This is a genomic window from Roseibium sediminis (genome assembly GCF_008711325.1).
Taxonomy (GTDB): Bacteria; Pseudomonadota; Alphaproteobacteria; order Rhizobiales; family Stappiaceae; genus Roseibium; species Roseibium sediminis.
Map to the genome: position 1 here is coordinate 153,649 of NZ_VXDB01000007.1, position 25,510 is coordinate 179,158.

A 25,510-nucleotide genomic window follows, 5' to 3' on the forward strand; every position below is an offset into this window, starting at 1 on the left:
CTCCTGATTACTGGAGAGTGGTTCCACCCTCGCCATGATGAGAGCGGGCAATATCCATTTCCGTGATCGCAATCAAGGTTTCCGCCCGAATGCGAAGGTCACGCGCTTCCAGAAGCGCCTGCTTTTCCGCCGGACCATAGGGGCTCATCATGCACAGCGCATTGACCAGAACTTCTGTCTCGGCCTCGGAAACGCTCTCCCAATCCGCTTCAAGGTCGTTTGCATCAAGATAGGCCCGCAAGGTTCTCAGAAGCCCGTCCCGGTCAACATCCTCTTCGCCTGTGCCTGAGCGCAGGTCGGAGGCAAAGGGCGCAAAATCGCATTCCACCTGCCGAAAGGCCGTGAATGTATCGAGTTCACGCCCAACCGCGAATCGGGAAACACCCTGCAACGTGATCAGGTAGCGGCCATCGCCGCTTTCCTGAAACGAGATCAGTCGCCCGACACAGCCGACATTCGCCAGAACGGGCAGGTCCGGATCATTGCGTTCCAGATCGGGGGATGGCTGCACCATGCCGATAAGCCTGTTTCCCGCCAGCGCATGATCGATCATGTCGATATAGCGTGGTTCGAAGATATTCAGCGGCAGCTGGGTCCGAGGCAACAGGAGTGCGCCGGATAGGGGAAACACAGGTATGAGAGGCGGCAAATCCGCGATGGTTTCATAGATTGCGTTTCCAGCCTGCATGTCAGCGCAACTCCCACAAATCACCTGTCGGACGGTCAGTCTACACCATCACCGCGTTTCCGATACCGTCCAACTATCTGTGGCGGGAAAGAGCCGGGTCAAGAAAACAGCACAGAAGACAGTTTGCGGCGACCATAGGCACTGGCCGGATCCTTGAAGCCCCAGGCTTCGAAGAACTGCAGAAGCTGCTTGCGCCCGCCGTCCTCGTTCCACTCGCGATCCCGGCGGACGATTTCGATGAGCTGGTCGACAGCCCCTTCCTTGTCACCGCGTGCATTGAGACCGATGGCCAGATCGAGCCGGGCCTGATGATCCATCGGATCCTTCTCGACACGGTCCTGAAACTCTGCCAGATCCCCGAGATCTGCAGCCTGTTCGACGAGATCAAGCGCTGTCTTGGCGGCAACGTAGGCCGGATCGGAGTGCTTGTCTTCCGGCACCATCGCCAAAACCTGCTTGGCACGATCGGTCTCGCCAACCCCGAGCATGCACTGGGCCAGTCCGGATAGCGCCTTCACGTTGTCCGGCTCCATCTGCATGGCAGCGCCGAACAACTGGGCAGCTTCCTGATAGTTCTCGGCGGCCAGAAGCTCCTCGCCCTGCTCGATGAACTGGTCTGCCTGACTGACAGCCGGCACCCCGCCCAGCTTTTCAATGAAAGCCTTGACTTGGCTCTCCGGCTGCGCGCCCATGAACCCGTCCACCGGCTGCCCGTTCTTGAAGGCAATTACCGCCGGAATGGACTGAATGCCGAGTTGACCGGCGATTTCCGGGTTCTCGTCAATATTCATCTTTGCAAGCTTCACCGCCCCGCCTGCCGCCTTCACCGCGCCCTCGATGATCGGGGTGAGCTGCTTGCACGGGCCGCACCATGGCGCCCAGAAATCCACGAGGATCGGCTGGTCGCGGGACGCTTCCATGACGTCTTTGAGGAAAGACTGGGTCGTGACGTCGAAGATCAGGTCGCTGTCTCCACCTGCCCCGCCGGATGAGCCGCCTCCGCCGTAGCCGTCGCCACCGCCGAAACCGCCACCGAATCCGCCGCCAATCTGGCCGCCCATGGAAAAGTTGCCTGCGCTCATTCTCATTGCCTCGTCATATCGGGCTGAAGACATCTGTTCGGCCACATGCCTCATGCACTCTGGCCGACCGTTGCCCCTAACATGGAGTTGTGAAGCGGATTTTACAAATCCGCCGTTTCAACCTGCTCTCTTGCCTCTTCGCTGACTGCCAGAACTTGAGGCTCGTGGCCACAGGCTTTTGCAAATTTCAGTAGATCTCCAGCCTTGATTGCGGTGGAGGCGTCATTGAGCAGGGGATGAAAGTTCAGGATGTCATGCTGCATCATGGCCGCGTCGAAGATCGGCGTGACGCGCTGCGCCTCGCGGTCATTGATCAGGGAGAACGGGGTGACAGAGCCTGGCGTCACGCCGAGCACTTCCATCAGAAGATCTCCATTGCCAAACGAAACCCGCCCCTGTCCGCCAATGACCTGATGCGCCTTTTTGAGATCGATCGTCGCATCATGCAGGGCGACGATCAGAAACAGTCGCCCCTTCTTGTCTTTCACGAAGAGGTTCTTGGTATGCCCGCCCGGAATCTGCTCATGAAGAGCGCTGGACTCAGCCACAGTGAAGACCGGTTCATGGTCTATCGTGGAAACCTCGATCCCCTGCGCCTCAAGAAATTTCATCAAGTCTGCACGGTTCGCAGGCATGCGCTTCTCTCCAAAATTCGCTTTTCCGTCAAAAGAGCTGTACCGTAAGCGGGGTCGATTTCTCAAGGAATTTTCAGGCTTTAGCGGCCAAAAACAGAACAAGGGAAGGGCCAGTTCATCCACAGGGAATCCCCAAAATTAGGCATAATCAAAATCTTGCATTTTGCCTGTTGCAAAATTTTTCGGCTCGGTGCATATACTGCCCACCTCACCGACGGAGGCGGTCACAAACCAACTCCCCGGAACATTATGCGGGTGTAGCTCAGGGGTAGAGCACAACCTTGCCAAGGTTGGGGTCGTGGGTTCGAATCCCATCGCCCGCTCCAATTCGCTCGAAAGAGCCTCAGACCGACGATCGAAAGATCGTCGGTTTTTTGGTTTTTGGCCCCTGATTTGACCCTTGCAAAACAAAAGGCCGAGCGACGAGCCCGGCCCTTGCAAATGCGTCATGCGGCGTTAGAGCAGTCTAGGCGAAGTGGATACCGGTTGGCCGTCAGGAAATGCGCCAAATCAAATATTCAGTGCACGTCGAGTGATGCAGTGAATGCGAGACCTGCTCTAGCAAACAGCCAGAAAGCGCCCGCCCTCTGCATTCGATTGCTCCGCCAGATCAAGGGCAACCTGAAGCCTGGCGCCATGATCAAAATCGGGCTCCGGTGCGACTTCACCGCGAATGGCGGCAATAAAGCGCTGATAGACTGTCGGGACTGGTGACACCTCAATTGTTGCCCAGCTCCCTGAGCTCAAATCCCCCTCCTTGCAAATGCGCAAGGACTCAACGCCCTTTTCAAACAGCACCTCCAGACCGCCCTTGTCACCGTAAAGGCGCAGGCGCAGGTCGTTGAGATGGCCGGAAGCAAAGCGGCTGGCCGAGATAGTTCCGAGCGCCCCGTTTTCAAGCTCTGCCTGCAAGGTGAAACTGTCATTGGCATCAAGGACATAGTCTCCGATCTGCCCACCCGGAGCCTTGTCGAAGGTTTTCAGGCGGCAGGAAAGGCTATCGACCGCAGACCCTGCAGCAAATGTCGCAAAGTCCAGAATGTGGATACCGACATCGCCAAGAACCCCCTTGGAGCCATGGCGGGTCGACAAGCGCCACAGCCATTGGCTTTCGCTCTTCCAGTCACCCCAGGCAGGTTGGGTCAGCCAGCTCTGGAGATAGGAGGCCTCAAAATGCCGAAGGGATCCGATTGCTCCATCAGCAACCAGTTCGGCCGCCTTTTGCAGTACCGCAACATTGCGGTAGCTCAGGTTCACCATCGCGACCTTCCCGCTCTTGCGCGCAGCCTCAGCCATGTCCCTGGCATCACGAGCATTCGTCGCCAGCGGCTTTTCGCACAGGACATGCTTGCCAGCCGCAAGCAATGGCAGGGTCGTTGGATGGTGCGCGCCATCCGGTGTCACATTGGAGGCAGCATCAAACCCCTCCCAGGCGATGGCTTCCTCCAGCGAGGCGAATCGATTGGCGATGGCGAAGTCGTCGCAAAAGGCTTCCAGAACGGCCGGACGCTGGTCGACAGCAGCCACGAGCTCCACACCGGGGATCTTGCGATACGCCTCGGCATGGGCCTTGGCCATGTTTCCGGTGCCCAGAATCAAAATGCGAACAGGTTGAGCGGACGATGCCATCTTGGTTTCCTTGAAAACGATCAATCTTGGAGCGGGAACACACCGGGTGCGGATACCGCCTAGCGGTATCCGTCTTCGCCTTCGGCATGCAGTTTCGGCCCTTTTTCGACGATTTTCTCCGGCGCCTGATCAACCGGGACATTCGGTGCGGCATTCGGATCTGCGATCCTGGCCATGGGATTGAAAGCCCATTTGACACCATTGCGGATCACGGTCTGAACGTCCTTGTTGTGGTAGGTCGGGTAGGTTTCGTGGCCGGGTCGAAAATAGAAGATGTTGCCAGCGCCTCGCTTGTAAGTAAGACCGGAGCGGAATACCTCCCCGCCTTCGAACCAGCTGATGAAAACAGTTTCCAGAGGCTCCGGCACGCCGAAAGGCTCGCCATACATTTCCTCCATCTCGAGTTCAAAACTGTCCGGCAGGCCAGCCGTGATCGGGTGATTTCGGCTGGTCACCCACAGCCGTTCCTTTTCGCCAGCTTCGCGCCATGTGAGATTGCACGGTGCCCCCATCAGGCGCTTGAAGGGTTTTGCAAAATGGGCTGAATGCAAAAAGACCATGCCCATGCCCGACCAGACCGCATTGCATACGCGCTCGACAACCTCATCGCTGACATGCCCGTGGGCCGCGTGTCCCCACCACAAGAGCACATCCGTTTCGGCAAGACGCGCTTCGCTCAATCCGTGCTCGGGTTCCTGAAGGGTAGCCGTCGTCGCCTGAATGCCCTGATCCAGATTCAAGGCATCGGCGATGCACTGGTGCATGCCTTTCGGATAAAGATCTGCAACGACCCTGTTCTTCTGTTCATGGACGTTTTCGCCCCAGACGACTGCTCTGATTGGCATGATGGCTCCCACGGAATAGCTAAATACACACACGCTCTGCACCCGAAATTCAAAGCGCTTTGAATAGCGCTATCATGCGATTTTTACAGCTGTCAATGACCAAGGGGAAAGTGGTCCGGATTACCTTTGGAGCGCTGGAAGTCTCAGCATCTGCCTCCTCACGCCCGACAATTTGCAAATGCGCTGCGCTCAAATGTCGCCTTTCCTGAGCTACACATCAGGAATACAAACCATACTGTTTGGTATGTTTGGAGAGTTTGATGAACACCTATTTTGCAGCAGCTGCATTCCTGTCCTTTGTGGTCTTTCTGGTCCACACCTTTGCAGGTGGACGTGCAATCGCCACACCCTTAATGAAAGCGAAGGACCTACATCAGGTTCCGAAACTAACCACCTATTACTGCTGGCACCTTGTCACCATCGTGCTGGCGGTCATCTCCGGGATGTTCCTTCTGGCAACCCTGCGTGCGGAAAGCCTAGATGTTGCCTGGATCGCTACACTTCTGACGGGCACGTTCTGCCTGTTCGGGCTTGTCTTGCCCATCTGGCATCGCCAGAGCTACAAGCATATGCCGCAGGGCTGGCTGTTCCTGCCCATCGTCGTGCTTGGAATTGCCGGAGGTTTTTCTTGAGGTGAGCAAACGGTTTGGAAAAGCGGACTGGCTGGCCCTTGGCTTGAAACAGCTGGCCGCCATTGGAAGCCGGGGCCTTAGCCTTGAAGCCCTGTGCGAGGCCTCGGGGAAAACGCGGGGGTCGTTTTACCACCACTTTCCCGACCACTCGGCCTTCATCCTCGACCTCATGGAAGAGTGGAAACGAAAGAACACGCTGGAAGTCGCAGACTCTGCCCTCAAGGAACCACCCGAAGATCAAGGAGAGCGGCTCACCGTTCTGGCCACCGCGCTGGATCAGGATCTGGAACGAGCGGTCCGCCAGTTTGCCCAATCCAATGAAACCGCCCGGAAGGTTTTGCGGGAGGTGGATGAGCTCAGAACAGGGTTCATCGCCCGAATTTACAAGGCTCAGGGGTATGACCCCGCCTCTGCAATCGACATTGCGCGGATTGAATATGCCGCTTTTGTCGGAACACAACTTGTGTGGCCGGACTTGTCACAGCAGGAGATATTGAGGTTGGTTCGCCGGTTCAACAAGATGGTTGAACTGGCTGCCGCCAAGGGCGACAGCCCGATTTCCTGACTGGCAACAGTGCGTGGGATCAGTATCCGAGGGTCAAGGCCCCTTCCCGGCGCGGATCGGACGCCCCCGCCAGCACACCGTCCACCTTCATGATCGACTGGGTTGATCCCATGACGTTCTTCAGCGCCACCTTGTGACCCCGCTCTTCGAGCAGACGGATCGTATCCGGCGAAAGCCCCTCCTCGACGCGGATTTCATCCGGGAACCATTGATGATGAATGCGAGGGGCGTTGGTCGCCTCGGCAATATTCATCTCGTGATCGATCACGTTCATGATGACCTGCAGTGTCGTGGTGATGATCCGGCTACCGCCCGGTGATCCGGTGACCATCAGAACCTTGCCGTCCTTGAAGACAAGGGTCGGGCTCATGGAGGACAGCGGCCGCTTGTTTGGCTCCACCGCATTGGCGTCCCCGCCGATCAGGCCGTAGGCATTCGGCACGCCGGGCTTGGCCGAAAAGTCGTCCAGCTCGTTGTTCAGCAAGACACCTGTCCCATCGGCCGTCATGCCGACGCCATAGGAGAAGTTCAGCGTATAGGTGTTGGAGACCGCGTTGCCATCCTTGTCGACGACGGAATAGTGTGTCGTCTGATTGCTCTCATAGGGCAGGGGATCGGCGGGCCGTACCTCTTCAGACGGCGTTGCCTTGTCGAGCGAAATCAGCTCCCGCAAGGTGTCTGCATAGGCCTTGCTGGTCAGACCGGCGACCGGAACGTCCACAAAATCAGGATCTCCCAGATACTCGGACCGGTCAGCATAGGCCCGGCGCATGGCCTCGGCCATCACGTGGATCGTGTCGGCGGAATTTGCGCCGGTTTCGCGGATGGGAAACCCTTCCAGAATATTGAGGATCTGCACGATATGCGTGCCGCCAGAAGAGGGAGGCGGCATGGAGGCAACTTCGTGCCCGCGATAGGACCCCGTGACCGGTTTCCGCCAGATAGCGTTGTAGGAAGCAAGGTCTTCACTCGTCATGCCACCGCCGGTCGCCTGAACCTTGGCAGCAATCTTTTCCGCAACATCCCCCTTGTAGAAACCGTCGGCTCCGTTTTCCGCAATCTTGCGCAAGGTGGCGGCAAGATCGGGTTGTTTCAGGACTTCCCCCGCCTGATAGGGCACAAGCCCAGGTTTGTAGAAGATTTTGGCCGTCGCCTCGTCCTGCCCCAGCCTTTCCAGACGGGCAACAAGGGAGGAGGCAAGGTCCGGCGTCAAGACGATCCCGTCCTCAGCCAGCCGGATGGCCGGTTCCACCAGGTCCGCCCAGCTGACCTTGCCGCTGCCATGTTTCTTGAAAGCCGCCTCAAAACCGGCAACCGTTCCCGGAACGCCAACGGCGAGACCCGAATAGCGTGACTTTTCCTTGTCTGCATTGCCGTCAGCGCCAAGGAACATGTCGCGGAACGCAGCAGCCGGGGCCTTCTCGCGGTAATCGAGAGCTTCGGTTTCATTGCTTTCACTGCGATGGATCATCATGAAACCGCCGCCGCCGAGGTTTCCGGCACGTGGCAGGGTCACTGCAAGGGCAAACCCGGTCGCAATGGCCGCATCAATGGCATTACCGCCCTTTTTCAGGATTTCGACACCGACTTCGGTCGCCAGCGCTTCCTGACTTGCCACCATTCCGTTTTCGGCGACAACCGGGTGAAACCTGTCCGCTCCGGATATGATGGCGGTCTGGGCAAATGTCGTGACAGGCAGGGCAATTGTCAGGGCCCCGGCAAGACACATCGCGCGAAGAGAAAAACTGCGCCTTGTATACATGGCTTCCCCGGTTCTTGTGATGAATTGGCATTGTAAAAATGGTGCAGGTCCAATGTGGCCCATGCGGCAGCCTGTTACAATATGCAGATGGCAATCGAACCCATGTCGTTTATCTGTTGAATTGCGGATTTCCCTTGGCACAACCAGTCGATAAGCTGGTTCAGTACATCATTGGCAAATCGCGAATCGACGCCGCATCTGGGAGAGATGACATGAACAAGGTCCGATCAGTCCTGACCATCGGGGCAGCTCTCTGTTTGATGGGCACCGGCCTTTCCCTTCCCGCGCACGCCGCAGATGAAGCCAACGGCAAGGCGCTTGCCCTCAAATGGTGCGCGGCCTGCCATGTGGTTGCCGAGGATCAGGACATCGTCTCCGGCGCCAGCCTGCCAAGCTTCTTCGATGTTGCCAATGGCGGTGCTTACACCGAAGAAAGCCTCAAGACCTTTCTGGCCGACCCGCATCCAAAGATGCCCGACATGGCGCTGACCAATTTCGAAATCGCCGATCTCGCCCGCTACATCCTCTCCCTGAAGGAAGATTGAGCCTCAGCTCTTGAGAATATTCGAGGATGGATCACTTGCGTCGGACGTGATAACGGGTCGGCAAAGGAAGGTTTTTCCCGCAATGACGATACCCTCGTGTCCCTGCAAATCCGGTCGCCCTTTTGCCGAGTGCTGCTCGCCGTTTCTGGAAGCAGAGCGGCTGCCGGATACGGCCCAGCAGCTGATGCGCTCGCGCTATAGCGCCTTTGCAACGGGCAAGATTTCCTATCTGAAGGAAACACTCTGGCCGAAATACCAGCCCGAGTTCGACTTTGCGGCAACCGCCAACTGGGCGGCGGAAAACCACTGGTCCGGGCTGGATATTCTCAGGGTGGAAAAGGGTGATGCCGGGGATCGTGAGGGAACGGTCCTTTTTGAGGCGAAATACCTGACAGGCGGCACTCTCAAGACCCATCGGGAGCTTAGCCGGTTTCGCCGGAAATCCGGTCGCTGGTACTATGTCGAGGCGCTTCCGGAGGCCTGAACTCCGCCCCGCGTGACGGCCCAACCTGTCTGGCATCCCTACCTGTCTTGCATCAATGAAAGTTCCGCCCGCCGGGCAAGGCCTTGAGCTTCTCCGGCTTTAACCGGGCAACGTCCTGACGCAGTTCCGGCACCTCGCGCACCAGCTGCGCCAGACGACTGGCCGGCTTGATCTTTTCAGACAGTTCGATCACCGGGCGCCTGACCTCGTCAGCATGGGCAAGTCCCGCCTGAGGCATCCCGGCTGCGGCAAGCGACATATCCGACAGATTGGCCATGAGCGGGGTGGCATCCTCCACATGATCGGCAACCACATGAATGACCCCGGCTTCCGATTGCAGGCGGCCCCGCACCTTCAGGAAGCGGCAGCCAAGCACCAGCGGGCGGTATCTTTCAAAAACCTTTGGCCAGACAATCACATTGGCGATACCGCCTTCATCTTCCAAAGTGACAAAGATCACGCCCTTGGCTGAGCCGGGCCGCTGGCGCACCAGCACAAGCCCGGCAACGGTGACGATCCGTCCCGATGGCACCCGGTCCAGCTGCAGGCAAGGCAGAACCCCCTGCTGGCGAAGGCCAGGCCGCACAAAGGCAACCGGATGCGCCTTCAGGGAGAGGCTGAGCGTCTGGTAATCCGCCATGACATGCGCGCCCGGAGGCATGGCCGGCAGATCTGCGTCCGGCTCGGGCCGCAAGTCACCCGCCTCAGCCGTATCGAACAGGGGAAGGCGATCCTGAAGCTTGCCACGCTCCAGCCCCTGCGCTGCCCAGACTGCAGCCCGTCGGTCCAGCCCGAGCGATCGAAAGGCGTCCGCTTCCGCCAGTTTCAGGATCACCGGACGCCCAAGCCCCGTGCGCAGCCAGAGATCACGAACAGAATCATACCCCCTTCCCCGAAGGGCGACCAACTGTTCCATGTCGTCCTGCCGCACGCCCTTGATGGAGCGGAAACCAAGGCGCACTGCCTTGTCGGAACGGATGGTGTGCCGCATGTCGCAATGTCTTGGATGCAGACGACCCGCCGCCGGGCTTCCCGGTTCAAGGATCGCATCCCAGCCCGACAGGTTGATATCCACCTCGCGCACATCCACCCCATGCTCGCGCGCATCGCGCACCAGCTGGGCAGGGGCATAAAACCCCATGGGCTGGGAGTTCAAAAGCGCAGCACAAAAGACATCCGGGTAGCGCGCCTTGATCCAGGACGAGGCATAGACCAGAAGCGCAAAGCTTGCCGCGTGGCTTTCGGGAAAGCCATATTCGCCGAAGCCCTCGATCTGGCGAAAGCACCGCTCGGCAAAGTCCCGGTCATAGCCGTTTTTCGCCATACCCTCGATCATCTTGGTCTGGAAGGTGCCGATGGTGCCCACCCGCCGGAAGGTGGCCATGGCCCGCCGCAACCGGTCTGCCTCGCCGGGCGTGAAACCCGCTGCCACGATGGCGATCTTCATCGCCTGCTCCTGAAAGAGCGGCACCCCCATGGTCTTGCCGAGAACCTCTTCCAGCTCGCGGCTTGGATAGGTGACCTTCTCCAACCCCTGCCTGCGGCGCAGATAGGGATGCACCATGTCGCCCTGAATGGGGCCGGGGCGCACAATCGCCACCTCGATCACAAGGTCATAGAACGCGCGCGGCCTCAGGCGCGGCAGCATGGTCATCTGGGCCCGGCTTTCGATCTGAAAGACGCCAACCGTATCCGCCCTGCAAATCATGTCGTATACAGCCTCCTCCTCGGCCGGGATGCTGGAGACCGTCAAATCCAGCCCATAGTCGACCGACAGCATGTCGAGCGCCTTGCGGATGGCCGACAACATGCCGAGGGCCAGCACGTCGATCTTCAAAATTCCAAGGGAATCAAGGTCATCCTTGTCCCATTCGATGACCGTCCGGTCTTCCATGGCCGCATTCTGGATCGGCACCACTTCATCGAGCCGCCCTTTGGTAATCACAAAGCCGCCGACATGCTGGGAGAGGTGCCGGGGAAACCCGATCAGGGTTTTGACCAGATCCATCATCTGCACCAGCATGGGATCTGACGGATCAAGCCCGGCCTCGCGCACCTGAGCGTCACTGGCGGCGGAACTGGAGTGCCCCCAGACGGTGCCGGACAAAGCCCCGATGGCATCCTCCGACAGACCAAAAACCTTGCCGACCTCCCGCAGGGCCGAGCGGGTCCGGTAGGTAATCACGGTGGCCGCAAGCCCTGCCCGTTCCCGGCCATATTTCTCGTAGATGTACTGGATCACCTCCTCCCGCCGCTCATGTTCGAAATCAACATCGATATCAGGAGGTTCGCGTCGTTCCGGCGAGATGAAGCGCTCGAAAAGAAGGTCGGCCCTCTCCGGATCGACCTCCGTGATGCCGAGACAGAAACAGACGGCGGAATTGGCCGCCGATCCCCGTCCCTGACACAGGATACCCCGGCTGCGGGCAAAGCGGACAATGTCATAAACGGTCAGGAAATACGGCGCGTACTCAAGCTCTGCGACAAGGTGAAGCTCGTGCGCAATGGCCTTTTTCACCTTGTCCGGCGCCCCGCCCGGATAACGCTGGCGCACGCCTTCCGCTGTCAACCGTTCCAGTTCCGCCTGTGGTGTCGCGCTCTCCCCACAGGGTTCCTCGGGATATTCATAGGCCAGGTCATCAAGGGAAAACCGAAGCTCCTCCAGCAGGGTCAGGCTTTCCCGCAAGGCTTGGGGGAGGCAATCGAACAGGCGGTCCATTTCCTCCGCCCCCTTCAGATAGCGCTCCGCATTGGCTTCAAGGCTGCGTCCCGCCGTTTCCAGTCGCTCATGCAGACGAATACAGGTCAGGACATCCTGCAAGGGGCGACGTTCGGCAACATGATAAAGAACATCATTGGTAGCCAGCAGCGGCACGCCCGCCTTCCCGGCAAGCATACGTGCCAGATCCAGTCGCCGCCGGTCAGCGCCGCCACGCGGCAGGGAAACGGCAAGGCGCAGATCAGACCCCAACCGGTCTTTCAAGGACAACAACATGGCCTTGACCGTGTCAGGTCGGGGCAGACCTGCAGGCAGGACGAGGGCAGCGGCACAGCCCTTGCCCAGCAGCTCCAGATCCTCCTGCACGAGATGGCAGCTGCCCTTTTCCGCTCGCCGGTTGCCAACGGTCAAAAGGCGGGTCAGCCGACCGTACCCCTCCCTGTGTTTCGGCCAGACCAGAAGGTCCGGTGTCCCGTCCAGAAAGGCAAGGCGGCAGCCGGGCACAAAGGCAAGGCCAACCTCCTTGGCCGCCATATGGGCCCGCACCACCCCGGCCATGGAGTTTCGGTCGCACAGGCCAAGTGCTTCCAGCCCGAGGGCAGATGCCGTCATCGCCAGCTCTTCGGGGTGGGAGGCCCCATGCAGGAAGGAGAAATTGCTGGCCGTGCACAGTTCGGCAAAGCGGGTCTCCCCGATCATGCGAAGATCCCCTGAAGATACCAGCACGGCGCCGTCGTCTCGCGGGCATAAAGCCCTTCGCGGTAGAGCCAGAAGCGCCGACCGTCCTCATCCTCGATCCGGAAATAGTCTCGCGTGACCGCCTGTCGCTGCGGGTCAGGCGCATCCGGCGCACCCATCCACCAGGGCGGAGCAATGCGCTCCGGCCCCTCGGACCGCACCACCTTGTAGAGCACCCGCCGCCAGCGAAACCGCAAGGGAGGGCCTTCCGGCACCATCGCCACCGCTTCGACAGGTTCGGCAGGGTCGATCAGGCGCAAGGGCCTCTCAAGGGGAAGCTCCAGCGGCAATTCCTGCCAATGCGCCTCGACAACCGGGTCAGCACCGGAAACAAGGTTTTCCGTCCCTTCCTTGCCAAGGCCGAAATCATCCCCGCCAAACCCTACCCAGGACAAGGCGTCCTCACGCGCAAGGGCTGCGGGAACAAAACCTGTCTGGCTTTCCGGCAAATGACGGTTCACGGGCAGGAACCGGGTCACCCGGTCGATGCCAAGCCGCGCCCCAAGGCGATCAATCAGACCGGCAAGGTCTGCCTCGCTGCCCTGCTCGCTGCCTGTCGACAGGGTCAACTGTTCAGCACTTGCCGTCTCGGCCTCGATAATGGCGAGCCGGATCAGGTCATAACCATAGCCGGCATCGAGCACGCTCTCGTCCGTTTTGAGTTTTTCGGCAAAAAGGGCGAGAACGCGCCTGGGATCACGCAAGGGGCGGCTGGTGCCGACCACGACACGCTGTACGGCGCCGTCCACCCGAAAGAGCGCCAGCTCGAACACCCGTCCGCCCTCGCAGCGCCGCTCCAGCGCCCCGGCCACCTGACCCGCAAGGGACAAGAGCACCGCCTGCACATCTTCCATGCGGCCAATCGGTTCGAAAAAACGCCGTTCCGCCACCACAAAGGGCGCGGCGAACCGCGGTGAGATCGGTTGTTTCTCCCGACCCAAAGCCTGATCCAGACGCTGCACGAGCTCCAGCCCGAACCGGTTTGCAAGGGGCGCACGCGGCCGGTCGCAGATTGCCCCGATTGTTGCAAGTCCGACCCGTTCCAACCCTTCCGCTGCTGCCTCGGCAATGCGCAGCGCGCGAACCGGCAGGTTTACAAGGGCAGCACGCTCTTCTCCCGAAGGAACACAGCCTCCCATGCCGAACCGGGTTATCGCCCAGGCTGCCCCCGGTGTGTCCGCAACGGCCCCGCAAACTGCAAAACCCTGACGGGTCAGACGATCCTGCACGTCAGCAAGAAGCGCCTCTTCCCCGTCAAAGAGATGCGCGCAACCGGTAATGTCCAGAATGAGGCCATCCTCGCCATCCAGCGCCACAAGCGGCGTGTAGCGATCACACCAGTCGGCCAGCCGCTCCAGCAGCATCCGGTCCTGCTCGGGTGCGGCCGGTTCGACAAGCAGATGGGGAACGCGCGCGCGCGCATCGGCGAGATTCTCGCCCGGTTTCAGGCCCAGCGCCCGCGCCATGCGGTTGACGGAGACGAGGCGCTGAACGTTGCCAGTCTTGTCGGCAACGGCAAAGGGTGGCTCAACCGCTTCCGCCGAAGCCTGCCCGGCCGGAGGCCGCATCGCCGAATTGAGGCGTCTCAGGATCCTGTTGACCGGCAGGTCCGGAAACCAGAGCGAGAGCACGCGCTGGCGCAGCAAATTGTCCCGTCTCATGGTTCCACTCCAGATCTAAGTTACCGGATCGGCCTTCCCGATTGCGTGTCAAACTCACCATCCACCCCGGCCTGCCGACCGCCTCATGCGGGCCATGCCGCAAGAGATCTGGTCCCTGCGACGCGCGCGGCGAGATGCACCAGCGCGTCAGGGCTGCTGTCGGCTCCTGCGCAACCCCGTGGCGCAGCAACAGCACCGGCACGTTGCTGGTCTGCGCCCGCAACAGCAAACGGCGGGTTGCTGTGAGATCAAGGATCCGGTTCATGCCCTGCACCTCGCCCAGAACGGCGGCCAGCGACGAACATCGCGCCCCTTCCTCCAGCCCCCAGAGGACATCCTCCATCCGGCGTGGAAACACGGCCACAACGCGGCGCGGATCGAGTCCGAACTGCAGAAGCCCCGGACCGTGAAACCGTCCTTCCTCGCGAAGAACCTCGGGGCCAGCAACCCAAAGGACCATGCCTTTTCGCTGCCGCATGATCCTTGCCAGAAGCGCAAGGGCAAAGCCGGAGACAGCCCCGCAATCCCGACTCTGTTCGCCCACCACCTCATGCAGCGTGTCAAGGCGCAGGGCATAGTCGCGAAACACCGCATCAAGGGCCTCGATGCCAAACCTGAGACGCAAGGCTTCCGCATCTGCCCCTTGAGAAAAGACCGGCCCCTGCTTCATGGCGGCGGAGACAGGGGCCGGATCAAACCGCGCCTCGGAGGGGAGGCGACCCTCCAGATCCGCAATGCGGCGGCGCAGTTCACAAAGGCGGTCGCGCTGATCTGCCCGTTTTTGGAAACCCTGGTGCACGTCAGTTCCAGTCAGCACAAATGTTCTCTATTTGTTCTAATTGATTCCGGAACTTTGCCTGCGAGTCAAGCGCCTTCTGATCCCGTGTTTCAAATGCTTGCTCCCCGCGTTTGATTTCGCCAGCACCTCCTTAGCCTTCACACAGCTTTGATCACGCAAGCTCCGAAAAAGACACGCACAGGTAAAATCTTAAGAGAGCCGTGTCATAAATACGCAGTGAAAAACAAAGGTTTCAGGAACCTCGCGTGCGTTCAATTGACGGCTTTTGGGCTCAGCGCCTCCAGAATGTGCTGGCAGCCCCCCTGCTTGCCCCCTTCGTGAAAGGGGCAAAACGGCTATTGGGCGGTCAGGACCGGGAAGCGTCCGCCGCCGGACGCATGGCCGTGAAGACCTTCCTGATTCGCATTGCCGGCGCGGGCCTCGCCTTTGCCTCGCAGATCCTTCTCGCCCGCTGGATGGGCGCGCATGAATACGGCATCTTCTCCCTCGCCTGGACCTGGGTCATCATGCTGGGCGTCATGGCCTGCGGCGGGTTTGCGACCTCCGCCAGCCGGTTCATCCCCCAATATCGCCAATCGGAGGACTGGGCTCATCTGCGCGGCTTCCTGACCACCAGCCGCCTGGTCGCCTTTCTCCTTGCCAGCCTCGTCACCGCTGTTGGCATCAGCGGAGTGCTGACCTTTCAGGGCGCACTTGAAAGCTATTACGTCCAGCCGATGCTGATCGTCCTGCTGGCGATCCCGATGTTTGCCGTCGGCGCCGTGCAGGACGGAATTGCCCGCAGCTACGACTGGACCATGTTGGCGATGCAGCCGACCTATATCTGGCGCCCCTTGACCATTCTCCTTCTGCTGGCCGCCCTGATCCTGCTTGGCGAGACCGTCACGGCCCAGACTGCCGTGATCACTGCGCTTGTTGCCACGACCGTGATCGCCCTTGCCCAGTATCTGAAACTTGCAGGCAGGCTCAAATCCGTCGTCCCTGCCGGAGCGCGGGAAACAGACCTGCCAACCTGGGTGCTGGTGTCCATGCCCATGCTGCTGGTTGAAGGGTTCATCCAGCTCATCACCAGCGCCGATACCATCATGGTCAGCTTCTGGCACACTCCTGATGAAGTGGCTGTCTATTTCGCCGCCTCCAAGACGCTGGCACTGGTGCATTTTGTCTATTTTGCCGTACGGGCCGCCTCGGCGCATCGCTTCTCCGGCTTCGTTCACTCAGGAGACACGGAAGGCCTGTCCGCCTATATCAGACAGGCGACCATGTGGACCTTCTGGCCGTCCGTTGCAGCGGCCTGCGGCCTGTTGCTGATCGCCCCCTTCGTGCTGTCATTGTTCGGCCCCGGTTTCAGCGACGGGTACAGCCTCATTGCCCTGCTATCGCTCGGGGTTCTCGCCAGAGCCTCAGTTGGACCTGCAGATGCCCTCCTCAGCATGTCCGGCTACCAGAAAAGGTCTGCCTTGATCTACGGCACCACCTTCATCTTGAATATCTGCCTGAATATTATCCTGATCCCGCAAATGGGCCTCGCTGGCGCAGCGCTTGCCACAAGTCTGGCAATTTCTTTTGAAGCAACCTATCTGGCCATTTCAGTCCATCAACGGTTTAAAGTGCATACATTCATTTTACCCATTCTCCTGTCCGGAAGACGGAAAACATGATCGGGGAAACCCAAAAACCGACCAGCCCGCCAATTGAGGCCTTCGCGCTGGACCCCCTGTCGCCGGACATAGATCTTGCGGCCTGGCAACGCCTTGCCGAAAAGGCCAGCGACCCGAACCCGTTCTTCGGACCCGACTTTCTGATCCCCTTCCTGAAAAACATGGACAGCGGACAGGTAAGGCTCATTGTCGTGCGCCATGGACAAAACGGCGAATGGCTGATTGCCGCCCCGGTTGGCAAGCGCCGACTGGGACTGGCCGTTCCCGCCGCAACCGTCTGGAGCACCGAATACGCTCCGCTTGGCACGCCCTTGATGACCGGCTGCACGCCGAAGGAGGCAGTGGGGCTGTTTCTGGACACCATGACGCGGGAAACCGGCACTCCCCTTGCCGCAATACCCTATCTCCCGCTCGACACCGCCATTGCAGCGCAGTTATTGACACTTGGATCCGACTGGTCATGGAAGCTGGCTCATGAAGCGGAACGAGCCGCACATGCACACGGTGCCAAGGGTGAAATCCAGTTCTCCGAAGCCTATACCGGCAAGCGGCGCAAGGAGTTCAAACGCCTGATCCGACGCCTTGCAGAGGAAGGCGACGTGGAGTTCACCAGCGTCACCGGCGAAGCGGCTGTGGCAGCCTTCGATACGTTTCTGGAGCTGGAAACACGCGGCTGGAAGGGAAAGTCCGGCACGGCCCTGAAGTCCAATCCGCGGACACTGGCCTTTTCAAGGGAGATGGTCGCCCGCCGTTCCGCATCCAACGGCGTGCGCATCGACAGCCTCAGCGTGGGCGGCAAGCCGCTTGCCATGCTGGTGCTCCTGCAGGAGGGCCATCAGGTCTATTCCTGGAAAATCGCCTATGACGAAGCCTATGCGCGCTACTCACCGGGCAGTCAGATCGCCCTTTATGCGATGGAAGAAAACCTGAAGAACCCGGACATCTGGAGCGCGGATTCCCTTGCCATTCCAGGGCACGCCATGATCGAGCCGCTGTGGCGCGGCAAGCTGCGTATCGCCACGCTGCTCCTGGCAAAGTCCTCGACAGGCCGCCTGCTCATGTCGGCGGGACAGGCGGATACGGATCTTGAACAAACGGCAAAATCCATCGCCCGAAAGCTCTTCCGCAAAAGCCGTTAAAGCATTTACAGGCGAAGTGGATACCGGTTCGCCGTCAGGAAATGCGCCAAATCAAATATTTAGAGCACGTCGAGTGATTCAGTGAATGCGAGACGCTCTAGAGTGAAACTATGGCGCCTTTGGCCAGCCGGACTTCCTCACGCGCCTTTTCGCGCAGCTGACGGCGGATCACCTTGCCGGTTGTCGTCATCGGCAACTCGTCCACAAACTCGATCTCGCGCGGATATTCGTGTGCAGACAAACGCCCCTTCACGAAATCACGGATATCGGCTTCCAGTTCGTCTCCCGGCTGATGCCCCTCTTTAAGAACCACATAGGCCTTCACGATCTCCGTTCTCAAGGGATCGGGCTTGCCGATCGCCGCCGACAAGGCCACCGCCGGATGCATCAACAGACAATCCTCGATTTCGCCGGGGCCGATCCGGTAGCTGGCGGAGGTGATGATGTCATCATCCCGACCAACGAAGAACACATAGCCGTCCTCGTCCTGAACACCCTGATCGCCGGTCATCATCCAGTCACCGACAAATTTCTCCGCCGTCGCTTCGGGCCGTCCCCAATATTCAAGGAACATCACAGGGTCCGGGCGACGGATGGCAATCTGCCCCTGTGTTTCGGGCGGCAGCACATTTCCCTTTTCATCGACAATGGCGACCTCGTGCCCGGGGATTGCCTGCCCGATGGCCCCCGAGCGTGACACGCCAGCTGCAGCACAGGACCCCAGCACCGCGTTACACTCCGTCTGGCCGTAAAACTCGTTGACCGCAAAGCCGAATTCGTCAGCAAACCAGTCATAGGTCTCCCGCCCGAGAGACTCTCCGGCCGACCCGACAGAGCGAAGGGCAAGGTCAAATCGCGAGGCGGGCGAGGCAACGGAACGCAACATCTTCAGGGCCGTTGGAGGAATGAAGGCATTGCGCACGCCTTGTGCTTCCATCAACCGGAAGGCCCGCTCCGGATCAAATTTGCGGAAGGCAAAAGACACCACCGGCACACCGAAATGAAGCGCCGGGAAAAGGGCATTCAAAAGCCCTCCCGCCCATGCCCAGTCAGCCGGGGTCCACAGACGATCACCGTCCTGCCCGAGAAAATTCTGGGACAACTGGATGCCCGGCAGGTGCCCCAACAGCACCCGGTGCCCATGCAGCACTCCCTTGGGCTGGCCGGTCGTTCCCGACGTATAGATCATCAGCGCCGGATCATCAGGTGTGGAGCCAGCCGTTTCAAACCTGTCGGAGGCAGCGCCCATCAGGTCATCGAAGCCCATTGCCTGATCGGTAACCCCATCGACCGAGATCACGATCTCAAGACCCGGCAGTTCATCCCGGATCACGGCCAGCTTTTCCAGCCCCGCTTCGTCGGTGACCAGCACCTTCACACCGGCATTCGACAGGCGATATTTCAGGGCCTCCAGACCAAACAGGCTGGCGAGAGGCACAGCAACGCCGCCGCACTTGTAAATTCCGACATGGGAAATCGCGACCTTGGGACCCTGCGGCAGCAAGAGCGCCACCCGGTCACCACGAACAACGCCGTGCGCCACCAGAACATTGGCAAAGCGGTTCGCTGCCCGGTTCAGCGCAAGGTGGGACCAATCTTCGAGAGTACCATCTTCACGAACGTGGCGGATCGCCAGACGCTGCGGATCTTCCACCGCCCAGCGGTCACTGACACTGTCCGCCATGTTGTAACGCACAGGCAGGTTCCAGGAAAATCCGGACCGGATTTCCGCAATGTTATCAGCAAGCTGCAGTTTCAAGACTGCGATCTCCAACGCTTAAACCGCGGAGACCCTAGCGCCCGGATTGCTGCAGCGCAATAGAACGAATGGGCACTGTTGGAAGTTCGCATCCTCAAGGCGCATTCCGACCTTATATATATATGCGCTCAAAAATGCCAACGGCCACCCCTATCCATCCCGGTTAGGATGGATAGGAGCGGCCGTCGTCAACAGTCTTGAATGCGCAGGTTCCTAGAAGTGAACCGACCGGCCGGAAGCCAGCTTGTCGCGCGGCGGGGCGAACTTGGTCAGGTCGATGCCTTCAACCGCCTGCTTGTACTCGTCGATATTCGGCGTGCGGCCGAGGATCGCAGAGAGAACCACGACCGGGGTCGAGGCCAACAGGGATTCGCCCTTCTTCTCGGCTGAATCTTCCACCACGCGGCCCTGGAACAGGCGTGTGGAGGTTGCCAGAACCGTATCGCCCTTGGCGGCCTTTTCCTGGTTGCCCATGCAAAGGTTACAGCCCGGACGCTCCAGATAGAGAATGTTCTCGTACTCGGTACGGGCCTTGCTCTTCGGCGCGTTGTCGTCGAACTCAAAGCCGGAGTATTTCTGCAGAACGTCCCAGTCACCCTCGGCCTTCAGCTCGTCGATGATGTTGTAGGTCGGAGCGGCAACGACCAGAGGAGCCTTGAACTCCACCTTGCCGTTGGTCTTTTCCAGGTTCTTCAACATCTGGGCAACGATTTTCATGTCGCCCTTGTGCACCATGCACGATCCGACGAAGCCCAGATCCACCTTTTTCTCGCCGCGATAGAACGAAACCGGGCGGATGGTGTCGTGGGTGTAGCGCTTGGAGACATCGGCGTTGTTGACGTCCGGATCAGCGATCATCGGCTCGTCGATCTCGTCGAGATCCACAACGACCTCGGCGAAATACTTGGCGTTTTCGTCCGGGGTCAGGGCCGGCTTCTCGCCGGAGCGGATTTCGGCAATGCGCTTGTCAGCCTTGTCGATCAGGCCCTGAAGAACCTTGTTGGCATTGTCCATGCCCTTGTCGATCATCACCTGGATACGGCCCTTGGCCAATTCCAGCGAGCCGATCAGGGTCTCGTCATTGGAAATGCAGATCGACGCCTTGGCCTTCATTTCCGCCGTCCAGTCGGTGAAGGTGAAGGCCTGATCGGCCAGCAACGTGCCGATGTGAACCTCGATCACGCGGCCCTGGAAGACGTTGTCGCCATGCTGCTTGAGCATCTGCGCCTGCGTGGCATGAACCACGTCGCGGAAATCCATGTAGTCCTTCATGGCACCCTTGAAGGTGACCTTGACGGATTCCGGGATCGGCATGGTGGCTTCACCGGTGGCCAATGCCAGCGCCACGGTACCGGAGTCCGCACCAAAGGCAACGCCCTTCGACATACGGGTGTGACTGTCACCACCAATGATGATGTCCCAGTCATCCACGGTGATGTCGTTCAGCACCTTGTGAATGACGTCCGTCATGGAGTGATAGACGTTCTTCGGGTCACGCGCGGTGATCAGGCCGAACTTGTTCATGAAGCTCATGAGCTTCGGGATGTTGGCCTGTGCCTTCAGGTCCCAGACCGATGCCGTGTGACAGCCGGACTGGTAGGCCCCGTCAACCGTTGGGGAAATGACGGTGGCTGCCATCGCTTCCAGTTCCTGCGCGGTCATCAGACCTGTCGTGTCCTGCGACCCGACGATGTTGACCTTCACGCGCACATCGGAACCGGCATGAAGAACAGTGCCCTTGGCAACGCCTGCCGCATTGCGGTTGAAGATCTTTTCAACGGCAGTCAGGCCCTGCCCCGGATGGGAAACAACCTTGGACGGGGCAAACACGACCGGCATGTCGACGCCGAGGGTTTCAGCGGCAAATGTCTGCAGCTTCTTGCCGAAGACGATGGCATAGGAGCCACCGGCGCGCATGAACTCGACCTTCTGCGGTGTGAAGGACGAAGCCACATCGGCAAGCTCTTCGCTGCCGTCTTCGCTGAGCAGCTTCTTGGTCTTGGTGTTTACCTTGAAGACCGTTCCGGTTTCGACGGAGTATTTCTGCTCCAGAACCGGGCTGTCATCATTGTTCAGGATCGGCTTGCCATCCGCATCCAGCTTCTTGACCCAGTTCTTCAGGTCAATGCCAATGCCGCCGGTCACGCCAACGGTGGTCAGAAAGATCGGCGAAATGCCGTTGGTGCCCGCAACAACCGGGGCGATGTTGACGAACGGCACATAGGGGCTGGCCTTCTTGCCGGTCCAAAGCGCCACGTTGTTGACGCCGGACATGCGCGAGGACCCAACGCCCATCGTGCCCTTTTCGGCAACCAGCATCACGCGCTTGTCCGGATGCTGCAGCTTCAGGGCCTCGATTTCCTTCTGTGCCGCTTCGGAAATCATGCACTTGCCATGCAGTTCACGGTCGGACCGTGAGTGCGCCTGGTTGCCCGGCGACAACAGGTCGGTGGAAATGTCGCCTTCGGCAGCCACATAGCTGACGACCTTGATCTCTTCCTCGATCTGCGGGAGCTTTGTGAAGAATTCGGCCTTCGCGTAGCTTTCCAGGACATCCCGAGCCACTGCATTGCCAGCTGCAAAAGCGGCCTTGAGGCGATCGGTGTCTGCCTCATAGAGGAACACCTGGGTCTTGAGCACGTCACCGGCCTGCATGGCAATCGCGGCATCTTCGCCAAGGGCAAGATCCAGCAGAACCTCGATGGACGGGCCACCCTTCATATGGGACAGCAGTTCGAAGGCAAAATCCGGGGTGATTTCCGCGACAACAGACTGACCGAGGATGATCTCTTTCAGGAACTTCGCCTTTTCACCAGCCGCGCTCGTTGTGCCCGGCAGGGTGTTGTAGATGAAGAACTTCAGGGAGTCGGCGCGGTGCTCGTTCCCGGCGTCCTTGATCTGGGCAATGATCTCCGCCAGCAGGGCAGCATCATCGATCGGCTTCGGATGCAGGCCCTCGCCTTTGCGAGTCTCGATCTCTTTCAGATAGTCAGTGTACAAGCTCATGATGATCTGGCGTCCTGATGTTGGGTTGGGCGTGACGTCCGGATCGCTGTCAGGGTCTGGCGGGCCGGAAGTCAGCTGGCTGCGCGCGTTTTAGAACAGTATACAACTGTATGCAATATCTCTGTGACCATTTTGATCGGCGTTTTTCGCCGATGGCCGCTCACAGGGGTTGTACCCCGCCTGCCCTTGGGAAAACAAACCCAAATAGATGAATAAACCGTCACACCCACAGCCACAAACAGGGAAAAGCATTACGGGAAATTGACCCCGCACCGCCCACTCCCTACCTAGAGGCATGGACCGAACTGCTGTATGACCATCGAGGCAGCATTAAAGCGTTGCCTGGCACACAAGAGCCAACTGTTCAAACGCAGCGCCGCATGTTTTTGCACCTTCCCCGGTGCACCAGAGATTTTGAAGACCCAGGCAATCGGCATTGCAAGATGCCGACCCCCAAGGAACCCGCAGGAGATCACCCCCGTGACCCAGTCTCTCGACAGCTTCAAGTGCAAGAAAACTCTCACCGTCGGTGACAAGACCTATACCTATTTCTCCATTCCGGAAGCTGAGAAGAACGGTCTTGAGGGCGTCTCCAAACTCCCGTTTTCACTGAAAGTCGTGCTGGAAAACCTGCTGCGTTTTGAAGACGGGCGCACAGTTAAACGCGAAGACATCGTTGCCTGCGCCGAGTGGCTGAAGACACGGACCTCAACTCACGAGATCGCCTATCGTCCTGCCCGCGTGTTGATGCAGGACTTCACCGGCGTTCCCGCTGTTGTCGATCTGGCCGCGATGCGCGATGCAGCCGTGAAACTCGGCGGTGATCCGAAAAAGGTGAACCCGTTGGTTCCTGTCGACCTCGTCATCGACCACTCGGTGATGATCGACTATTTCGGCACGCAGGACGCGTTCAAGAAGAACGTTGATCTGGAGTACGAGCGCAATCAGGAGCGTTACGAGTTCCTGCGCTGGGGCCAATCGGCTTTTGACAATTTCCGCGCCGTGCCACCGGGCACAGGCATCTGCCATCAGGTGAACCTCGAATACCTCGCCCAGACAGTGTGGACGAAGGACGAAAACGGCGAAACCGTTGCCTATCCGGACACGCTGGTCGGCACCGACAGTCACACCACCATGGTCAACGGCCTTGCGGTTCTGGGCTGGGGCGTGGGCGGCATCGAGGCGGAAGCCGCCATGCTCGGCCAGCCGATCTCCATGCTGATCCCCGAAGTCATCGGCTTCAAGCTGACGGGCAAACTGAACGAAGGCATTACCGCGACCGACCTTGTGCTGCGCGTTGTTGAAATGCTGCGCAAGAAGGGTGTTGTTGGAAAGTTCGTCGAGTTCTACGGACCCGGCCTCGACAATCTCAGCCTTGAAGACGCAGCCACCATCGCCAACATGGCCCCCGAATATGGCGCGACCTGCGGCTTCTTCCCCGTTGACAGCGACACATTGAAATATCTGCAGGCCACCGGCCGTGACACGGCTCGTGTTGCCCTTGTCGAAGCCTATGCCAAGGCGCAGGGCATGTACCGCGCAGGTGGCGAGGAACCGGAATTTACCGACACGCTGGAACTCGACATCTCCACCGTCGTTCCGTCCATTTCCGGCCCCAAGCGCCCGCAAGACCGCATCAATCTGGCCGATGCGGCCACAGGTTTCGCCAAGACCATGGAAACCGAGTTCAAGAAGGCGGGTGAACTTGCAAAGCGGGTCTCTGTTGACGGCAAGGACCATGATCTGGGCAATGGCGATGTGGTGATTGCCGCGATTACCTCCTGCACCAACACCTCCAACCCGTCGGTTCTGATCGGTGCAGGCCTTCTTGCCCGCAACGCGCTGGCCAAGGGCCTGTCCGTCAAGCCGTGGGTCAAAACCTCACTGGCTCCAGGCTCGCAGGTCGTCACCGATTATCTGAAAAAGGCGGGCGTTCAGGACGATCTCGACGCGCTCGGCTTCACGTTGGCAGGCTATGGCTGCACCACCTGCATCGGCAATTCCGGTCCGCTCGACCCGGCAATTTCAAAAGCGATCAACGACAACGATCTGATCGCCTGCTCTGTCCTGTCAGGCAACCGGAATTTCGAGGGCCGCGTCAATCCGGACGTGCGCGCCAATTACCTCGCCTCTCCGCCGCTGGTCGTCGCCTATGCGCTCGCCGGAAACCTCAACATCAACATTGCCAAGGACGCACTTGGAACGGACAGGGATGGCAATCCCGTCTATCTGAAAGACATCTGGCCAACCACTGAAGAAATAACCGGCCTCATCCGTTCCTCCATCACAGAGGAAATGTTCCGCTCGCGTTATGGCGACGTCTTCAAGGGCGACGAAAAATGGCAACAGATCAAGGTTGAAGGCGGCCTGACCTACAATTGGCCGGTCTCGTCAACTTACGTTCAGAACCCGCCCTATTTCGAGGGCATGACCATGGAGCCGAAACCGCTCACCGACATTGAAAATGCTGCGGTCATGGGCCTGTTTCTGGACAGCATCACCACCGACCACATTTCCCCGGCAGGCAACATCAAGGCCGACAGTCCGGCTGGCACCTATCTTGCCGAACATCAGGTGGCGCAAAAGGACTTCAACTCCTACGGCGCGCGGCGCGGCAACCATCAGGTCATGATGCGCGGCACCTTCGCCAATATCCGCATCAAAAACCAGATGGTTCCGGGCGTTGAAGGCGGCGTCACCATGAAGGACGGCGAAAAGAAATGGATCCATGACGCCTGCATGGAGTATCAGGCCGCAGGCACGCCGCTGGTCGTCTTTGCCGGCAAGGAATACGGCACCGGTTCCTCGCGCGACTGGGCGGCCAAGGGCACGAAGCTTCTGGGCGTGCGTGCCGTCATCGCCCAGTCCTTTGAACGCATCCACCGCTCCAACCTCGTCGGTATGGGCGTCATCCCGCTCACCTTCAAGGACGGCGAAAGCTGGCAGTCCCACGGCATCGAGGGCACCGAACGCGTCACCATCAAGGGCATTGCCGACATCCAGCCGCGCCAGATGATGAATGTCGAGGTCACCTATGCGGACGGTTCAACCAAGGTCATCGAATGCCTCTGCCGCGTCGATACCGAAGACGAACTGGAATACATCAAAGCCGGCGGCATCCTGCACTATGTTCTCAGGAACCTCGTGGCCGGGTGAGGTTT

At 59.5% G+C, this 25,510-nt stretch carries 18 protein-coding genes and 1 tRNA gene; 8 read left to right on the forward strand and 11 right to left on the reverse strand.

Translation table 11 applies throughout. The annotated features are described in order from the left end of the window. Positions 1-7 precede the first annotated feature (7 nt). From F0155_RS09105 to F0155_RS09115, 3 genes are all read right to left on the reverse strand, one after another. Complete coding sequence (locus tag F0155_RS09105) at positions 8-688, reverse strand: LON peptidase substrate-binding domain-containing protein (RefSeq protein ID WP_150524177.1); 681 nt, start codon at positions 686-688, stop codon at positions 8-10. Between the two features lie 98 nt (positions 689-786). Beyond that, complete coding sequence (trxA, locus tag F0155_RS09110) at positions 787-1,770, reverse strand: thioredoxin (protein WP_150524178.1); 984 nt, start codon at positions 1,768-1,770, stop codon at positions 787-789. Positions 1,771-1,871: 101 nt separating this feature from the next. Beyond that, positions 1,872-2,405 carry a prolyl-tRNA synthetase associated domain-containing protein gene (locus F0155_RS09115; protein ID WP_150524179.1) on the reverse strand — a complete coding sequence of 178 codons (534 nt, stop codon included), beginning with the start codon at positions 2,403-2,405 and terminating at the stop codon, positions 1,872-1,874. Positions 2,406-2,656: 251 nt separating this feature from the next. Between F0155_RS09115 and F0155_RS09120 the strand changes: the two genes are divergently transcribed. Continuing rightward, positions 2,657-2,731, forward strand: a tRNA-Gly gene (locus F0155_RS09120). A 232-nt stretch (positions 2,732-2,963) separates the two neighbouring features. Here F0155_RS09120 and F0155_RS09125 read toward each other — a convergent pair. Beyond that, positions 2,964-4,034: a Gfo/Idh/MocA family protein gene (locus F0155_RS09125; protein WP_150524180.1), complete on the reverse strand. Its 1,071-nt coding sequence runs from the start codon at positions 4,032-4,034 to the stop codon at positions 2,964-2,966. A gap of 59 nt (positions 4,035-4,093) precedes the next feature. Further along, positions 4,094-4,879, reverse strand: a complete 786-nt coding sequence (locus F0155_RS09130) for a ThuA domain-containing protein (protein WP_150524181.1) — start codon at positions 4,877-4,879, stop codon at positions 4,094-4,096. A gap of 260 nt (positions 4,880-5,139) precedes the next feature. Between F0155_RS09130 and F0155_RS09135 the strand changes: the two genes are divergently transcribed. Together F0155_RS09135 and F0155_RS09140 are read left to right on the forward strand one after the other, a co-directional pair. Further along, complete coding sequence (locus F0155_RS09135) at positions 5,140-5,511, forward strand: hypothetical protein (RefSeq protein WP_150524182.1); 372 nt, start codon at positions 5,140-5,142, stop codon at positions 5,509-5,511. Between the two features lies 1 nt (position 5,512). Then, positions 5,513-6,076: a TetR/AcrR family transcriptional regulator gene (locus tag F0155_RS09140; RefSeq protein ID WP_150524183.1), complete on the forward strand. Its 564-nt coding sequence runs from the start codon at positions 5,513-5,515 to the stop codon at positions 6,074-6,076. 19 nt (positions 6,077-6,095) lie between these two features. Here F0155_RS09140 and ggt read toward each other — a convergent pair whose 3' ends face one another. After that, positions 6,096-7,838 carry a gamma-glutamyltransferase gene (ggt, locus tag F0155_RS09145; protein WP_150524184.1) on the reverse strand — a complete coding sequence of 581 codons (1,743 nt, stop codon included), beginning with the start codon at positions 7,836-7,838 and terminating at the stop codon, positions 6,096-6,098. Positions 7,839-8,050: 212 nt separating this feature from the next. Here ggt and F0155_RS09150 point away from each other — a divergent pair, with 212 nt between their 5' ends. Together F0155_RS09150 and F0155_RS09155 are read left to right on the forward strand one after the other, a co-directional pair. Then, the gene (locus F0155_RS09150; RefSeq protein WP_244303491.1) at positions 8,051-8,383 is read left to right on the forward strand and encodes a c-type cytochrome; all 333 of its coding nucleotides are present in this window, start codon (positions 8,051-8,053) and stop codon (positions 8,381-8,383) included. Between the two features lie 82 nt (positions 8,384-8,465). Beyond that, positions 8,466-8,867 carry a YchJ family protein gene (locus F0155_RS09155; protein WP_150524185.1) on the forward strand — a complete coding sequence of 134 codons (402 nt, stop codon included), beginning with the start codon at positions 8,466-8,468 and terminating at the stop codon, positions 8,865-8,867. A 52-nt stretch (positions 8,868-8,919) separates the two neighbouring features. Here F0155_RS09155 and F0155_RS09160 read toward each other — a convergent pair whose 3' ends face one another. From F0155_RS09160 to F0155_RS09170, 3 genes are read right to left on the reverse strand one after another with little or no spacing between them, the layout of a single operon-like run. Further along, a complete protein-coding gene (locus F0155_RS09160; RefSeq protein WP_192913790.1) occupies positions 8,920-12,285 on the reverse strand; it encodes an error-prone DNA polymerase in 3,366 nt (1,121 codons plus the stop codon). Next, complete coding sequence (locus tag F0155_RS09165) at positions 12,282-13,892, reverse strand: Y-family DNA polymerase (RefSeq protein ID WP_150524269.1); 1,611 nt, start codon at positions 13,890-13,892, stop codon at positions 12,282-12,284. The genes F0155_RS09160 and F0155_RS09165 overlap by 4 nt, the downstream gene beginning before the upstream one ends. Continuing rightward, entirely contained in the window at positions 13,852-14,784 is a 933-nt protein-coding gene (locus F0155_RS09170) for an ImuA family protein (RefSeq protein ID WP_150524186.1), read from the reverse strand. The genes F0155_RS09165 and F0155_RS09170 overlap by 41 nt, the downstream gene beginning before the upstream one ends. A gap of 245 nt (positions 14,785-15,029) precedes the next feature. Between F0155_RS09170 and F0155_RS09175 the strand changes: the two genes are divergently transcribed. Further along, positions 15,030-16,445, forward strand: a complete 1,416-nt coding sequence (locus F0155_RS09175) for a lipopolysaccharide biosynthesis protein (protein ID WP_150524187.1) — start codon at positions 15,030-15,032, stop codon at positions 16,443-16,445. Further along, on the forward strand, positions 16,442-17,584 hold the full coding sequence (locus F0155_RS09180) for a GNAT family N-acetyltransferase (protein ID WP_150524188.1): 1,143 nt from the start codon (positions 16,442-16,444) through the stop codon (positions 17,582-17,584). Before F0155_RS09175 ends, F0155_RS09180 begins: the two co-directional genes overlap by 4 nt. 97 nt (positions 17,585-17,681) lie before the next feature. On the opposite strand, the gene F0155_RS09185 is transcribed toward F0155_RS09180, so the two are convergent. Continuing rightward, on the reverse strand, positions 17,682-19,337 hold the full coding sequence (locus F0155_RS09185; protein ID WP_425299918.1) for an AMP-binding protein: 1,656 nt from the start codon (positions 19,335-19,337) through the stop codon (positions 17,682-17,684). A 219-nt stretch (positions 19,338-19,556) separates the two neighbouring features. After that, positions 19,557-22,349 (reverse strand): bifunctional aconitate hydratase 2/2-methylisocitrate dehydratase, encoded by a 2,793-nt coding sequence (locus tag F0155_RS09190; RefSeq protein ID WP_150524189.1) that lies wholly within the window; start codon positions 22,347-22,349, stop codon positions 19,557-19,559. A gap of 480 nt (positions 22,350-22,829) precedes the next feature. Here F0155_RS09190 and acnA point away from each other — a divergent pair, with 480 nt between their 5' ends. After that, entirely contained in the window at positions 22,830-25,505 is a 2,676-nt protein-coding gene (acnA, locus tag F0155_RS09195; RefSeq protein WP_150524190.1) for an aconitate hydratase AcnA, read from the forward strand. Positions 25,506-25,510 lie beyond the last annotated feature (5 nt).